The organism is Brevundimonas subvibrioides (assembly GCF_027271155.1).
GTDB lineage: Bacteria > Pseudomonadota > Alphaproteobacteria > Caulobacterales > Caulobacteraceae > Brevundimonas > Brevundimonas subvibrioides_D.
In genome coordinates, this window is the sequence record NZ_CP114542.1 from 641,886 (window position 1) to 657,633 (window position 15,748).

The 15,748-nt window shown below is 67.6% G+C and carries 12 protein-coding genes; 7 read left to right on the forward strand and 5 right to left on the reverse strand.

All coding sequences use genetic code 11. From position 1 onward, the window contains the following. From O3139_RS03190 to O3139_RS03200, 3 genes are all read right to left on the reverse strand, one after another. Positions 1–1,332 carry a glycosyltransferase family 4 protein gene (locus O3139_RS03190; RefSeq protein ID WP_269515466.1) on the reverse strand — a complete coding sequence of 444 codons (1,332 nt, stop codon included), beginning with the start codon at positions 1,330–1,332 and terminating at the stop codon, positions 1–3. A gap of 98 nt (positions 1,333–1,430) precedes the next feature. Then, positions 1,431–2,501, reverse strand: coding sequence for a nucleotidyltransferase family protein (locus tag O3139_RS03195; protein WP_269515467.1), 1,071 nt, complete (start codon positions 2,499–2,501; stop codon positions 1,431–1,433). Next, the gene (locus tag O3139_RS03200) at positions 2,498–3,514 is read right to left on the reverse strand and encodes an SDR family NAD(P)-dependent oxidoreductase (protein ID WP_269515468.1); all 1,017 of its coding nucleotides are present in this window, start codon (positions 3,512–3,514) and stop codon (positions 2,498–2,500) included. Before O3139_RS03200 ends, O3139_RS03195 begins: the two co-directional genes overlap by 4 nt. Positions 3,515–3,629: 115 nt before the next feature. On the opposite strand from O3139_RS03200, the gene O3139_RS03205 reads away from it, so the two are divergent. After that, positions 3,630–4,328 (forward strand): cytidylyltransferase domain-containing protein, encoded by a 699-nt coding sequence (locus tag O3139_RS03205; RefSeq protein ID WP_269515469.1) that lies wholly within the window; start codon positions 3,630–3,632, stop codon positions 4,326–4,328. Here O3139_RS03205 and neuC read toward each other — a convergent pair. Continuing rightward, positions 4,318–5,505: a UDP-N-acetylglucosamine 2-epimerase gene (neuC, locus tag O3139_RS03210; RefSeq protein WP_269515471.1), complete on the reverse strand. Its 1,188-nt coding sequence runs from the start codon at positions 5,503–5,505 to the stop codon at positions 4,318–4,320. The two genes, O3139_RS03205 and neuC, sit on opposite strands and share 11 nt — an antisense overlap. 325 nt (positions 5,506–5,830) lie before the next feature. Here neuC and O3139_RS03215 point away from each other — a divergent pair, with 325 nt between their 5' ends. The 6 genes from O3139_RS03215 to aguB all read left to right on the forward strand — a co-directional run bounded on the left by O3139_RS03215 (position 5,831) and on the right by aguB (position 14,495). Further along, on the forward strand, positions 5,831–6,994 hold the full coding sequence (locus O3139_RS03215) for an OmpA family protein (protein WP_269515472.1): 1,164 nt from the start codon (positions 5,831–5,833) through the stop codon (positions 6,992–6,994). Positions 6,995–7,458: 464 nt separating this feature from the next. Then, a complete protein-coding gene (locus O3139_RS03220; protein ID WP_269514778.1) occupies positions 7,459–9,066 on the forward strand; it encodes a capsular biosynthesis protein in 1,608 nt (535 codons plus the stop codon). Between the two features lie 94 nt (positions 9,067–9,160). Next, positions 9,161–9,787, forward strand: a complete 627-nt coding sequence (gene msrA, locus O3139_RS03225; RefSeq protein WP_269515473.1) for a peptide-methionine (S)-S-oxide reductase MsrA — start codon at positions 9,161–9,163, stop codon at positions 9,785–9,787. A 176-nt stretch (positions 9,788–9,963) separates the two neighbouring features. After that, positions 9,964–12,480, forward strand: coding sequence for a TonB-dependent receptor (locus tag O3139_RS03230; RefSeq protein WP_269515474.1), 2,517 nt, complete (start codon positions 9,964–9,966; stop codon positions 12,478–12,480). Between the two features lie 138 nt (positions 12,481–12,618). Beyond that, complete coding sequence (locus O3139_RS03235) at positions 12,619–13,626, forward strand: agmatine deiminase family protein (RefSeq protein ID WP_269516402.1); 1,008 nt, start codon at positions 12,619–12,621, stop codon at positions 13,624–13,626. Next, the gene (gene aguB / locus O3139_RS03240; RefSeq protein WP_269515475.1) at positions 13,623–14,495 is read left to right on the forward strand and encodes an N-carbamoylputrescine amidase; all 873 of its coding nucleotides are present in this window, start codon (positions 13,623–13,625) and stop codon (positions 14,493–14,495) included. Before O3139_RS03235 ends, aguB begins: the two co-directional genes overlap by 4 nt. A 297-nt stretch (positions 14,496–14,792) precedes the next feature. Here the strand turns inward: aguB and O3139_RS03245 are convergent, their stop codons facing one another. Next, positions 14,793–15,746 (reverse strand): right-handed parallel beta-helix repeat-containing protein, encoded by a 954-nt coding sequence (locus O3139_RS03245; RefSeq protein WP_269515476.1) that lies wholly within the window; start codon positions 15,744–15,746, stop codon positions 14,793–14,795. Between the last annotated feature and the right edge of the window lie 2 nt (positions 15,747–15,748).

Consider the following 15,748-nt stretch of genomic DNA (forward strand, 5'->3'; position numbering starts at 1 on the left):
TCAGGTGGTGTCCCCGGGGGCCAGGCGAAGGCCCAGTCGTGTGTAGAGATCCGTCAGACGAGCCTCATAGGCCTGCGGCGAGAAAAGCCGCGCCTGCACAGTGCCACGCTCCACCATGGCGTCACGAAGGCCCTCGTCCCCATCCAGGGCCAGGATGCCCTTGCGGATGCTGTTGACGTCGTAAGGATCGACCAGGACAGCGGCTCCACCGGCGACCTCGGGCAGCGAGCCGGAGGTCGACGTCAGGACAGCGGTTCCCATGCTCATGGCTTCCAGGACCGGCAGGCCGAATCCCTCATACAGGGAAGGGAACAGCAGGGCCCTCGCCCCCCGCACCAGGCTGGCCAGCAGACCGGCCGGCAGATACTTCAGTTTGATGATCCGCCCCGCTGCCGCCCCCTGGCCGGCGCGCACCTGATCCAGAACGGCTGTTTCCGGCTCGAACAGCCAGCCGTCGCCACCCGCGATCACCAACGGTGTCGTCACGCCTGAAGCCAGATAGGCCTCCACCGTCCGGCCCAGGTTCTTGCGCGGCTCGATCGTGCCGTAGTGGAGGAAATAGCCCTTCCACGGAAGTCCGAACGCACCCTCGATTTCCACGGCGATCTCGTCGTCGGACCGCTCCATGTGCCCGGACGGCAGCTGCACGGCGTGGTAGGTGTTGGTGATCCGATCCGGCGACACGCCGATCATGTCGACGATGTCGGCCTTCGCCGATTCGGAGCCGACGATGATGTGGTCAGCTCCGTCCGCGATGGCGCGGCAAATGGCCAGATAATGCTCCTTGTTGCTCAGCGACAGGTGGGGCAGTCGCAACGGGATCAGGTCGTGCATCGTGTAGAGATTCAGGGCGTCCTTGCCCCGCAGCGGCATGATCGCGGTCCAGTGACAGACGTCCGGCGCGGGAACGTCACGGTCGCATTTGAAGTGGATTTGCGTCAGCCGACCCGTCTTCACGAAGGAGCGATGGGCCGTCCGGAACACGTCCTGGCTCGCCCAGTATGAGTCCGTTGCCGGCGGGGCGGCCCCGTCGCGGGGCCAGATCACCTGGCCCGGCTGGACAGGCACGGCGGGCAGGCCCCACCGCGCGCGCGTCGTCCGCACGAGGCGTTTCCACGCCGTCGGGTTTCCCGCCCTTGCGTCAGGATTCGCCAACATGATCTCGTCAAGCAGCGGGTCCGACCGGACGGGCGTTGGAGGGCCGTAAAGCACCTGGGTTCCGACACCCATGCGCGAGAGGGTCGTCAGCAGGTTGCGTCCGTAGGTCGCAATTCCGGATCCTTGCGTCAGGGACAGGTCGCGGCCGTCCACACAGGCGATGGTCTCGGGCATCAAGGATCGATCCGCAAGGTTTCAGATCGACCGCTTTTAGACTCGCAAGGCCTAATCACAAGGCGGCGATGGGCTCGTCCGAAAATGGTCGCCAGACGTCAGTCAATCCGACCATCCAGGGGAAAGCTCACGGCTGCCGCCTGCGCGCTCTCGAAGTCCGGCGGCCGGCCGATGTCCAGCCAGTATTCGTGCATCGGATAGGCGCAGACCCGCTCGCCGTCTCCGGCCAGTGCCGACAGGAGTTCCGGCATGTCGAACGGCCCGTCCCGCGGAATCCGCGACAGCAGCGTGCCGTCCAGGCAATAGATTCCCGCATTGGCCTGCCAGCGGAAGGTCGGCTTTTCGCGCAGGCTGGTCAGGCGAACACCGTCGATCTCCGCCACGCCGTGCGGGGCCTGGAACTGGTGTTCGCGCACGCACAGGGTCGCCACGGCCCCGTGCTCCTGGTGAAAATCGATCAGGTCCCCGAAGGCCAGACGCGTCAGGACGTCGCCGTTCAGCACCACCAGGGGGGCGGTCACTGGTTCGCGCAGCAGCGACAGCGCGCCGGCCGTCCCGCGCGGATGGTCCTCGCGCAGATAGTCGATCTCCACGCCCATGGACGACCCGTCGCCGAAATGGTCGGTGATGACTTCGGCCAGATAGTTCACCGCGAGGCGGAACCGGCTGAACCCCTGATCCCGCAGGCGCTCGATGATGCTCTCCAGCAGGGGGCGGCCCGCCACCTTCAGCATCGGCTTGGGGCAGGTCTGCGTCAGGGGGGCCAGACGCACGCCGCGCCCGCCGGCCATGATGACCACCAGATTGTCCCGTGCCTTCGTGGCGATGGCGGTGTCGGGATACAGGCCGACCACCCGGCCGTGGTCGTCCAGCAAGGGGGCCAGGGACACACCCCGCTCGGCCAGGCGCGCCATGGCATCGGCCTCGGTCCCCGCGACCGCGACCGCCACGGGATCGCGGTTCATCACGGCGCTGACCGCCGCGTCCATGGCCAGACGCCGCATCAGACCGCGCCGGATGTCGCCATCCGACACCGTGCCCAGCAGACGGCGGTCGTCGTCCACGACGACGATCAGCTTGCGTCGCACGGCGTCCATCCGCTCGATGGCCTCCAGCAGACGGGTGTCGGGGTGCAGCAGATTGCCGGCGATCGGATCGAGAGAGGTCACACCGCATACTCCTCCGGGCGATACAGCCCCGGATTGGCGCGGATGAAGGCCACCACCCTGGCCAGGCCCTCCTCGACACCGGTCCGGGGCTGCCATCCCAGGCGCGCCCGGGCCAGAGACGCATCGGCGATCAGCCGCTCGACCTCGCTGGCGGCGGGCCGCAGGCGCTGCGGATCGATCTCGACCTCGACCGGCAGGTCCGCCGCCGCGCCGATCAGGGCCGGCAGGTCGCCGATCGCGATCTCGCGCCCGCCGCCGAAATGGATCGTCAGCCCCTCGATGCCGGTGGCCGTCGCGGCCCGGACGAAGGCATCCACCGTGTCGTCGACGAAGACGAAGTCCCGCGTCGGCCGGGTGTCGCCCAGCCGGATCGTCCGCCCCGTCAGCAACTGCATCGTGATCGACGGGATCACCGCCCGTGCGCTCTGGCGCGGCCCGAAGGTATTGAACGGCCGCAGCGTCACGACCGGGGTCTCGAACGACCGATGATAGCTTTCCGCCAGCTTGTCCGCCCCGATCTTGGAGGCGGAGTAGGGCGACTGTCCCACCAGCGGGTGGGCCTCCGTCATCGGCACGGTCTGGGCCGAGCCATAGACCTCGCTGGTGGAGGTGTGGACCAGACGGCCGACCGCCAGCTCCCGCACGGCCTGCAGCACGTTCAGCGTGCCCAGGATATTGGTCCGGACATAGCTCTCCGGGGCCTCGTAGGAATAGGGAATGGCGATCAGGGCCCCCAGATGGAACACGACCTCCCTGCCGCGACAGGCGGCAAATACGCTGTCGCGATCCGCAAGGTCGCCGCGCACGACCTCGATGTCCTTGCGGATCGACGACCGGTCCAGCCAGCCCGCGTCGCCGTCCGACGTATAGCGGACCAGGGCCCGCACCTCGGCCCCGTCGGCGACCAGTCGCTCGCACAGCTGGCTGCCGATGAACCCGCCCGCGCCGGTCACCAGCACGGGCCGTCCCGCCAATGACCCGTGGGCCTGGCCGCTCTCCATAGTCTGATCCACCCGATGCGCTCCGTGACGACGCGGACGCCGACGGGCCATGTTCCTCCGCACAGGGTTAACCGCCCGTAAGGCCCCCGTCCGTCACTTATCCGGTGAACGCGAAGGGGGAGGCGACATGATCGACGGAAAGACCGTGCTCGGCATCGTCCCCGCCAGGGCCGGGTCCCAGGGCCTGCCCGGAAAGAATCTGCGCCCGCTGGCGGGGCGGCCCATGACGGCCTGGACGCTCGAGGCGGGCCTGACCTCGCAGACGCTGGATCATCTGGTGGTCAGCACCGACGACGCGGCGGTGGCCGCGCTTGCACGACAGGCGGGTGTCGCGGTGATCGATCGCCCCCCGGAACTGGCCGGCCCCCAGGCCTCGGTCCTGGATGCGATCGCGCATGTGCTGGAGGTGCTGGACCGGGCCTGGGACTATGTCGTGCTGCTTCAGCCGACTTCGCCCCTGAGACTGGCGAGCGACATCGATGCGGCTGTCCGCCTCTGCCATGAACGGGATGCGCCTTCGGTGATCGGCGTGTCGCCGATGCTGAAGCCGGCCACCTTCTACGGCCAGGTCGATGGCGCCGGGGCGTTCAGCCGGACCCCGGGGAACGGCGACGAGGCCGTGGTCATCAACGGCGCCGTCTATGTCGCCCGGCCCGGGACCCTTTTCGGTATCGGCGGCTTCGCAGGTCCCGGTGCCCTGGCGCATGTGATGCCCCCCGAGCGGGGCTGGGATGTCGATACGGCCTTCGACTTCGCGGTTTGCGAGGCCCTGTGGCCCCACGTCCGGGGCGATGCGGCCCGGCCGTTGGACAGCATCAGGCGCTGAGGCGTCCGTCGGCCGGACGATCGACGAAGGGCTTGCGCGCCAGTCCCGCCAGATCGATCGTCTCCAGGACGTCCACGATCCTCTGGCCCGCATTCCCATCCCCGAAGATCGGCGGCTGAGCCCTGGCCATCCGGCGAAAGGCGGGATCCAGCGCCCGGGTCAGCGCGTCGCCGATGGCATCGGGGGTCAGGTCGCAGTCGATCACCGAGGGGGACCGCAGCCGTCCCTCCTGGCGGGTCCCGACATTGACGGTCGGCACGCCTGCCGCCGGGGCCTCGACCATGCCGCTGGAGGAGTTGCCGACCACGGCGGCACAGGCCGTCAGGGCGGCGGCATAGCCTTTGGCCCCCAGGGAGGTAGCCAGCCGGATCCGCCCGGGAGCCCGGGCTGCGAAGGCTTCGAGCGCCGTCCGGATCGCCTCCGATCCGGCATCGGCATTGGGCATGGTGATCAGGACGGTCCGGTCTGCGACCCGCCCCAGCCCGGCGACGAAGGCCGCGACCTGATCCCCCGGCACCGTCGTCCCAAGGGTCTCCGGGTGGAAGGTCGCCAGGATGAAGCCTTCCGGCAAATCCAGTCCCGTGATGGCCGAGGCCTGGGCAGCCGTGCTGACACCAAAGGCCTTCAGATTGTCGACGCCGGTCGCGCCGACGGTGAAGACCCGGTCTTCGGCCTCGCCCATCTGCAGCAGGCGCTGGCGATAGGGCTCGGCGCTGGTGAAATGCAGGGCTGCCAGCTTGGAGACGGCATGGCGGATGGCGTCGTCTATGGCCCCGGCGGTCCGGTGACCGCCCTCCAGATGCAGGATCGGCAGAGCAAGGGGGATCGCCGCCGCCGCAGCCGCCAGGGCCTCGGTCCGGTCGCCCAGGATCAGAACGGCGTCGAGGTCCAGCGCCAGATAGGCCTGGCTCGCGCCGTCCAGCGCCGCTGCCATGTCGGCGGCGATGGATGCTGCCGAGTCATCCTGCATCGGCAGGGGCACGCACGCCGCCGGATCTCGGCCGTCCGCCCGGATTTCGGTCAGGGTGCTGCCATGTCGCTCCGAAAGGTGCGTCCCGGACACGATCAACCGCGGGACCAGGGTCTGAGATTTCTCCAATGCCGACAGGACGGGCCGCAACAGACCATATTCAGCGCGCGTGGCGGTAAAGACGCCGACCGGGCGGCTCGACCGCATCACAACGCCCGTTCGACGTCGGTTTGTCGGGCGTGAGCGTCGCCTTCGGTGTCACGGCACCGGTCGGGGGTCGTCCTGGCGCGGGCAAGGCTGCTGGTCATGCGACAAAGTCATTAGAACGGTTTTCCCCGCCTTGCCACGGGGCCCGGAGATCCGCGATCCGGACGTCCGGCCGGATTTCTTCTGTAGCTTCAACGCCACGGTCCACACGTCGCCTTGGTTCGAGGCAATCGGGGTATCGACCTTGTGCGGCAACGCTGTTATGACGCCCGTTGGCGGTGAGACCGCCGCATTGATCAATTATGGCTGCGGAGGGCTCACACCCATGCGTTTCAAGACTTTGTTCCTGGCTTCCAGCGCGGCGGCGGCTCTTGCCCTGTCGGCTGGTGCTGCATCGGCTGAGCCGGATGGCTGGTATGGGGCGGTAGACGCCGGTTACCAGGTCATTGACGACATCAACACCGAGTCTTCGGTGACGGGTCAGAACTTCAATTTTGAAGTGAACGACGGCTGGGCAGCGTTTGCGCGTCTGGGCTACCGTTTTGACGCCAACTGGCGTGTGGAACTGGAGGGCGGCTATCGCTCGGGCGACATCGGCAAGGTTCGCGCGGTGTCGGGTTCGAACGGCATCTGCAACCTGACGCCGGCGTCGGGTCCCTGCTTCTCGCCTGCAGGCGACATCGAGTCCGCCACGCTGATGGCCAATGTCATCTATGACATCGGTGGCGAGTACTGGGGCATCCGTCCGTTCGTGGGCGTGGGCGTCGGTGTGAACCGCGTCGACACCAGCTTCGTGGGAGCCTATCGCGCGACCCGTTCGGCGACGGTGGTGGGCGACGATTCGTCGACCAAGTTCGCGGCCCAGGCCATTGCCGGCCTGAGCTATGCCGTGGGTGACCGCGCCAACATCGACCTGACCTATCGCTATCTGACGGGCGATGCCGAGTTCGCCACCGTGTCGAGCCCGACGTCGTTCAACCAGGGCACGTTCGAAGGCGACTACGACCAGTCGCACACCCTGACGCTGGGCCTGCGCTATGCGTTCGGTGCCGAAGAAGCGGCCCCGCCGCCGCCTCCGCCCCCGCCGCCGCCGCCTCCGCCCCCGCCGCCTCCCCCGCCGCCTCCGCCCCCGCCGCCGCCTCCGCCGGCTCCGACGGCGCGTGAGTTCGTGGTCTATTTCGACTGGGATCGTTCGGACCTGACGGCCGAAGCCCGCTCGGTGGTGACCCAGGCGGCGACCTACGCCAAGTCGGGTCGTCCGACGCGCGTTCTGGTCGTCGGTTACGCCGATACGTCCGGCTCGGCGGCCTACAATGTGGGCCTGTCGAACCGTCGTTCGCGCACCGTGGCCGATGCTCTGGTCGCCCAGGGCGTCAACGGCGGCGTGATCGCCCTGGACGGCAAGGGTGAAACCAACCTGGCCCGTGCGACCGCCGACGGCGTTCGCGAGCCTCTGAACCGTCGCGCCACCATCGGCATCAACTTCTAGGACCGCTTCGATGGCCCGGCTCCGGATCTGACGATCCGGGGCCGGTCGCCGACGAACGGTTGCCGATGACGCAACACACTCAGCCGCCGATTCTCGAAAGAGGGTCGGCGGCTTTGTTCTGTCCGGGGCCGGACAGGCGGCTGTGGTCGATCCCGGCCGGTTCCGACCGTTCCGTGAAACCTCGAGCATGATCGTTGGAGGTGGACCCCCGTCGTGGGTCCAGCCGAAAGCGTGGATCAGGCTCTCGCCCATCTCTGGAGCCTGATTCACGGCATCGGTGGAATCGCGAAGCGTTTCCCCCTCAGCCGATCAGGCTCTTGCCGATTGCGCGCGCTTTTTTGGACAAGCCGGTTGATCCGCGCGGTTCCGGGCGCGACAAGGAGACCCATGTCAAAGCGCCGCGCCTCGAGGATCGTGATTCCGACCGAAGCCGCTTTCGACGTCCGTGCGAGTCACGCCTGAGCATGGCCGACGTCCGCATTCCCTCGCGCCGCGCCGCTCTGCCTGTCGATCGACGCATCCGCCCGGATCGTCGGGTGGCCGATACCGGTGCCCCCGTCCTCCGGCCACTCCCGGCCCCGATCCCCGTCCCGGCCGCGCGCCACCGGGTCGCGCGCGGCAGCGCCACCGACCTGTCGTCGCGCCGCTTTCTGATCGTGACCGCGCCGTTCGGTCCGTTCGGCCGGGTGCTGGCGGGCGAGCTGGAGGCGCGGGGGGCCCGGGTTCTGCGCATGATCTTCAACATCGGCGATCTGGTCTACTGGCGTCGCAAGGGGGGGCTGACCTTCGACGGCGACGTACGCGACTGGCCCGCCCATCTGGCCGGGCTGGTGGCCACCCATGGCCTGACCGACCTGATCGTGTTCGGCGAGGGCGGCCCCTACAACCAGGCCGTCCTGACCCGCGCCGCCGAACTCAAGGCCCTGGCGGCGGAGGCCGGTGGCGAGGGACGAGGGACGAGCGACGCCGACCCCATCGACGGGCGTTCTCCCGGCCAGGACGCGATCGACCGCATCACCCGTGATGGCGACCGCAAAGAGACGTCTCGCCACTCGCCACTCGCCACTCGCCACCCGGACCTCCGCGAGCCGGTCGGTAGCGGTGCGGCGTCAGCCGCCCACGACCGCGCTCAGGCAGCGAGGCTCCGCGAGCCGAGCGGTAGCGCCCTCAGAATCTGGGTCCTCGAAAACGGCTACTTCCGGCCGGACTGGATCACGGTCGAGCAGGACGGGGTCAATGCCCGCTCCGGCCTGGCCCGCCACCGCTCGGCCTATGACCCGCCCATTCCCGAGATCGTCCCGGCCCGGCCGGTGGGGCGCGCCCTGCCGCACCATGTGGCCAACATCAGCTGGTATCACTTCCTGCAGTTCCTGGTCCGGCCGTTCGCCTTCCGGCACTATGCCCAGCCCTATACGACCCCGGCCTGGCTGCAGTGCGCCAGCCATATCCGGCGCTACTTCGGCCTGATGCTGCGGTCCTCACATGAGGCCGATGCCCGGGTGATCCGGGCCCGCGGGCCCTTCTTCATCGCCTGTCTGCAGCGCGAGGGCGACGCCCAGCTGCTGCGCTACTCCCACTATGCCGACAACACCGCCTTCCTCGCCGAGGTCCTGACCTCCTTCGCCGGACATGCGCCCGCCGACGCCCGGCTGGTGGTCAAGAACCATCCGCTGGATCCCGGCCTGGTCGACCTGCGCCGCATGACCCGGGTCCTGGCCATCGAGCGCGGCATCGCCGATCGCGTCGACTTCATCGACGGCGGAAACCTGGCCCAGCTGTGCCGCGCCTCCAACGGCATGGTGGTCAACAACTCATCGGCCGCCCTGTCGGCCCTGGGCTTCAAAACACCCGTCAAGGTCCTCGGACAGGCCTTCTTCGACTTCGACGGCCTCACCGACCAGCAAACCATCGACGCCTTCTGGACCAACCCCAGAACCCCCGACCCCGACCTGTTCATCCGCTTCCGGGCCCACGTCATCCAGCAGACACAGGTCAACGGAAACTACCACGAACCCAAGGCCCTCTCACCCACCGCAAAAGCCGTCGCAAACCGATTCCAGGACGCAGGGTAGGCACAACAATCAATCGCCGGCGTGGCGATGTATCCCGTGGCGGGTGCCAGGCGTATCGGGTTCAATCCATTCGGCCTTTCCGGAGTATTCGCCCATGTCCGCCCTGACCCGATTCGCCGTCGCCGCCACCGTTCTGCTGGGGGCGTGTTCGCAGGGCGAGCCGGCGGGCGCCCAGCCGCCGGTCGTCCAGACCGGGCCGGACAGCGGCCGACGCGAGGTTGCGGTCTTCGCCGGGGGCTGCTTCTGGTCGGTGGAATCGAACTTCGAACACATGCCGGGCGTGGTCTCGGCCGTGTCGGGCTATGCGGGCGGCACTTCCCCGAACCCGACCTATGAAGCGGTGTCGCGCGGCAATGACTATGTCGAGGCGGTGCAGGTGACCTATGATCCGGCGCGCATTTCCTATCGCCAGCTGGTCGACCGGTTCTGGCGCACGATCGATCCGACCGATGCCAACGGCCAGTTCTGCGACACCGGACCGGCCTATGGCACCGCCGTCTTCGCCACACCGTCCCAGCGGCCGATCGCCGACGCCTCCCGTGCCGCCGCTGTCGCCGTGATCGGGGCGCGCCGGTTCACCACGCCGGTGCGCGCGGCCGGGCGCTTCTGGCCGGCGGAGGCCTATCACCAGGACTTCGCACGGCTGAACCCGGTGAGATACGGCGGCTACAGCCGGTTCTGCGGCCGCGCGGCGCGACTGCGGGCGGTCTGGGGCGGCTGATACACCCCCGGGCCAGCGAGTGTGGCCTGCGGGCCACCCCCGGCCGCTGTCACACGTTCGTCATATCACTGTCGTCCGACGTTCTGACTTGGGTCGTAGAGGGGGCGGGATTTAGTCCGATGCGGCCGATCCGGCTGCTTTTCGCGCCGCACAGTGGCATTCTCTGGGGATAGACAATGAACTTTCGCACTCGCGTGCTCTGGGCGACGACCGCCCTCGTCGGCGGCATGGTCCTGGCCGGCGCCGCTTCGGCCCAATCGACCGGTACCGAAGCGACCGAAGTCGAGGAGGTCGTGGTCACGGGCACTCGTGGACCGGTGACGTCCGGCGTGGCCGTTGCCGAAACCGTTGCCAAGACGCGCAACACCGTCAATCAGCAGTTCATCTCGACCCAGCAGGCCGGTCAGACCATCCTGCAGACGCTGAACCTGACGCCGGGCCTCAGCTTCGCCAACGCCGACCCCTACGGCTCCTCCGGCGGCAACATCCGCCTGCGCGGCTTTGACGGCAACCGGGTGTCGCTGACCTTCGACGGCATTCCGCTGAACGACACCGGCAACTACGCCACCTACACGAACCAGCAGCTGGACCCGGAACTGATCGAGCGCGCCTCGGTCAACACCGGCTCCACCGACGTCGACAGCCCCACGGCCTCGGCGACCGGCGGCGTCATCAACTACACGGTTCGCCGTCCCGCCAGCGAATTCGGCGGCTGGGTCAAGGGTTCGCTGGGCGATTTCAACTATCGCCGCATCATGGGTCTGATCGACACCGGCGAGATCGGCCCCTGGGGCACCGCGGCCTGGTTCTCTGCTTCCTATCAGAACTACGACAAGTTCAAGGGTATCGGCGAACTTGAGAAGATCCAGTACAACGCCCGTATCTACCAGCCGCTGGGCAGCAACGGCGACTTCATCTCGCTCGCGGGACACTACAACGAGAACCGCAACAACAACTACAATGGTCCGAACCTCGGCACCTCGACGGGCTTCTGCGACGTCGCCCGGACCCAGGTGTGTATCGATCAGGTCAACGATCCGGCGAATCCCTTCGGCTGGAACATCGACTTCGACCGTACCTACACGGCGCCGACGTTCCGCAACGGCGTGGCCGACAACGATGCGAACGGTACCGGATACTGGGGTCTGCGGATCAACCCGTCGAACACCGGCAACGTGCGCGGCAACTCACGCTTCACGCTCGGCCACGGCCTGACGCTGACGGTTGACCCCTCGTTCCAGTACACCCTGGCTGACGGCGGCACCCAGCAAGCCGTGCTGTCCGAAACCGACCAGCTGCTTCGCGGCACCAATACGACCGGTGGCGTTGACCTGAACGGCGACGGCGACACCCTGGACCGTGTGCGTGTCATGACGCCGTCGATCACGAACACGCATCGCTATGGCCTCAACTCCTCGCTGATCTGGGATCTCAACGAGAGCCATCGTCTTCGCGTCGCCTATGCCCTGGATTACGGCCGTCACCGCCAGACGGGCAACTACGGGTTCGTGGACTTCTCCAACCCGTCCGCCCCGACGTTCGTGGACCCCTTCGGCGGGCGCAACGAAGAGGGCAATCGCGTCGTCAACCTCGACGGCTACGCCCTTCAGGCCCGCGACCGCAAGTCGATCGCCGAGCTTAACCAGGTCTCGCTGGAATATCGCGGCCGCTTCCTTCAGGACGCGCTGACGGTGAGCATCGGCGTTCGCGCGCCCTACTTCACCCGGGACCTGAACCAGAACTGCTTCTCGCAGAACTCCTCCTCGAACGTGCTCTGCACGTCGGAAGTGCCGAACGCGACGCTTGCCAACGGCAACGTGACCTTCGCGGGCCGTGGTGTGACCCAGTACATCCGTCCCTATTCGCTGACCCGGAAGTACGACGACATTCTGCCGAACGTCGGTGCGACCTATCGTTTCGGCGAAGGTCAGTCGATCTATGGCAGCTATTCGGAATCCCTGTCCGCTCCGCGGACCGACAGCCTCTACACCGTCCGCAGGCTTGCGGATGGTTCGATCGGCAACCCCGGCGTGCAGCCGGAGACGTCGAAGAACTATGACCTGGGCTATCGCTACACGGCGTCGAGCCTGATCGTTCAGGCTTCGGTTTTCTACAACGAGTTCGACAACCGGATCGTCTCGACCTACGACCCCGACCTCGACACCTTCGTCGATCGCAACGTGGGTTCTGTCCGCTCGCAGGGTGCCGAGTTCTCGGCAGGCTGGGAACCGGTTGAAAACCTGAACCTGTATGCCACGGCCTCGTTCCTCGACAGCGAGCTTCAGGACAACTACGTCTTCAACGCGGCCGGTAACCTGCTGATGACGGCGGGCAAGAAGCAGGTCGAGAGCCCCGAACAGATGTACTCGGCGCGCGCCAGCTACAAGTTCAACGATGTGTTCGCGGCCGGGATTCAGGCCAAATACACCGGCGAACGCTGGGTGACCGACGTCAATGATCTGAAGGTCGATGCCTTCACGGTTGTCGATCTGGATGCCCGCATCGACTTCGCAACCTTCGGACTGGACGGCACCTACCTTCAACTCAACGTGAGCAACCTGCTCGACGAGCAATACTACAGCACGCTGGGTACCGGCGCTTCGTCGACCCCGGGCGAACTGGGCTACGGTCGTCGCTTCGCCGGTGTCGGTTCGCCGCGAACGGTTTCGGCTTCGCTGCGTTACGCCTTCTAGTCGAGACCCGATCAGACAACGGAAAGGGCGACCCCTGGTGGGTCGCCCTTTTTTGTTTTGCGCCCGGCGACGTTGATTCGACGGGGCTTCATGCTTACCTGCCGCCGCCTTCCACGTTCCAGATCGAGAGACCGAGCCATCCCAAGCCACCGCCCAATCCCCGCCGAATGGTCGCCCCACCGGGCGATGTGGGTCGGATGGCCCAGTCATGCGGACCTGTGGGAGGATAACCTCGCCCCGGCCCAGGCGGAGGTGGAGGCCCTGGTGCGGGCCCTCGTCGGACCGGGGCGTGAGCAGGTGAAGTTGATGATCGGTAACGACGAGGCCCTGGCAGACGCACAGGCCCGGTTCGGCGGCGTGGCGAATGTCGAGGTCGTGGCCGGTCGGTTCGGCGATATCTGGCTGAGGGACACCGGGCCGATCTTCGGTGCGGGCTCGACGCGGGCCGCCGCCTTCCGCTTCAACGGCTGGGGCGGGAAATACGACCTGCCCCACGACGACACGGTGGCGGGACAGATCGGCGCGGCGTCCGGCGTTCCGCTGGACCGCCACGATTTCGTGCTGGAGGGCGGGGCGCTGGATCACGACGGCGCGGGCACCATCCTGACCACGCGCCAGTGTCTGCTGAACCCCAATCGCAACCCCGGCTGGACCGGGGCGGCGGCCGAGGCGGCGCTCGCAGAGGCTCTCGGGGCCCGCAAGGTCGTCTGGCTGGGCGACGGCCTGCTGAACGACCACACCGACGGCCATGTCGACAATCTGGCCCGCTTCGTCGCCCCCGGCGTCGTCGCCCTGCCCATGGCCTTCGGGCGCAACGATCCGAACGACGACGTCTTCGACGCCGCCGCCGCCGCCCTCTCGGCCGCGACCGATGCCGAAGGCCGCCCCCTGACGCTGCTGCGCCTCCCGTCCCCCGGCTTCGTCGGTGACGAGGACGAGCGCCCGGTGCCGGCCAGCCACATGAATTTCCTGATCGCCAACGGCGCGGTCATCGTCCCGACCTATGGCAATGCCACGGCCGCGCGCCTGGCCTGCGAGGGTCTGGCGACCGTCTTCCCGGACCGCGAGATCATCCCGTTGCCGTCCACCGCCATCCTGTCGGGCGGCGGCTCCTTCCACTGCATCACCCAGCAGGAGCCGGAATGAGTGCCCGAACCATCACCGTCGCCGCGCTCCAGTCGTCCTATGGCGAGGACATGGTCGCCAACATCGCCCGCACGGCCGATCTGGTGCGCGAGGCGGCGGGGAAGGGGGCCCAGGTCATCCTGCCCTCGGAGCTGTTCCAGGGGCCCTATTTCTGCGTCTCGCAGGAGGAGCGATGGTTCGGCACGGCCTATGCCTGGCGCGAGCATCCGGCCGTGATCGCCATGGCCGACGTCGCCAGGGACCTCGGCGTCGCCATCCCCGTCTCGATCTTCGAGCGCGAGGGGCCGCACTATTTCAACTCCGTCGTCATGCTGGATGCCGACGGGTCGGCGCTGGGCGTCTATCGCAAGAGCCACATCCCCGACGGCCCCGGCTATCAGGAAAAATACTATTTCCGGCCGGGCGATACAGGCTTCAGGGTCTGGGACACGCGCTTCGGCCGGATCGGCGCCGGCATCTGCTGGGACCAGTGGTATCCCGAAACCGCCCGCGCCATGATGCTGATGGGGGCCGAGATCCTGATGTATCCGACCGCCATCGGCTCGGAGCCGCACGACGGGGAACTGGACACCGCCGATCCCTGGCGGCGCGCGATGCAGGGTCATGCCGTGTCCAACGTCGTGCCGGTCGTCGGCGCCAACCGCACGGGGCGCGAGCAGGTGACCGAGGCCGGTCAGCTGTTCTACGGCTCGTCCTTCATCGCCGACCATCGCGGCGATCTGGTGGAGAGCTTCGGCCGCGACGACCAGGGCGTGCTGGTCCACACCTTCGACCTCGACTACATCGACCGGCACCGCGCGGCCTGGGGCTTCTTCCGCGATCGCCGCACCGACCTCTACGGCGCACTGGTCGCGCCCCGACCGGCCTAGGGCAATCGGCGCTTCCGTTGACGCATGGGCGTCCAGCGAGACGGGTTCATCACAGCGCGCACAACGGGCCACAGCGAACACGACGGGATCGAGTCCGTGGTGCCATCGCCTTTCGCTTCCGTCAGGCTCGATTTTTCGTCGAAGGGAGGATCGGCGGCAAAGCCGCCCTTGTCTCGTATCAATGCCGGGAAGGATCGACAAACGCGACAACCGCCCGGTTCCGTCGTGTCCGCTGTGACTTCGTTGTGCTCGTCGTGATGAACCTTCCGACCCGCGCTAACTTAGCCGACGAACGGTCTAGAAGGGTCGCCAACCGAAGCGGATGAGGTTGTCTCCGACGACGTTGCGATCGGCGTGGTCGCCGTCGTCGGCGCTGGATCCGAACGACCAGCCGGTGTCGGCCGCACAATAGCGCCTTCGCCCTTCGCGCGACCCGACCACCACGGCCTTGGGCCACAGCCAGCGCGCGCCGGTGAAGGTATTGCCGGTGATGACGTTGTCGGACGGGGTCTGGTGCCGGATGATGCCGTCCTCGCCACAGTTGCGATACAGGAACACCCCGCCGCGTCCGCCCAGGGCGAAGCTGTTCGCCTCGATCCGGTTGCGCGCCGAACCGTCGACGGCGATCTGCTCGCGACCCGTGCGGACGCGAAAGGACACATTACGAATGATGTTCCCGGCGCTTTCCGCATCCAGATAGACGGCCGTCGAGACCGACCGTCCGGAGACGCGCGAACCCTCGAACGTCAGGTCCGTCACGCCGGGTCCGACATAGAGGGGGATCGATCCGGTCGCGATCAGGGTCAGGTCCGTCAGCCGGATGCGCGTCGGTGCGGCCGCCTGGGCCGTCGTCGTATGGTCCGGTGTCCGCGAGGAGGCCCGCAGACGGTCCACCTCCGCACCCGCCCCCAGGCCGCGCACCCGGATATTGCCATGGACCACGCAGCCATCCAGCGTGACGTCGGACGGTCGGCTCCACCCTGAGGAGGTCGTCACCGCCTGGATCAGGACCGTCGGGGCCTGAACGCTGGAGGCCAGGCCCGGTCGCCCGATCTGTGCGCCATTGCAGGCGATCCCCGCGCCGGACGATGCGGCCCCCTCGAACACGACCCGCCGCGTCACCGACTGTCCGGCCCTCAGGGTCGCGCGACAGGTCAGAACGATCGGCACGGGCGCATCAGCCGTCAGGGCGGCGATCTCGTCGCCCGTACAGGCGCGCGCCTCGACGACGGGAGGAAGGGCCGGCGGCATCA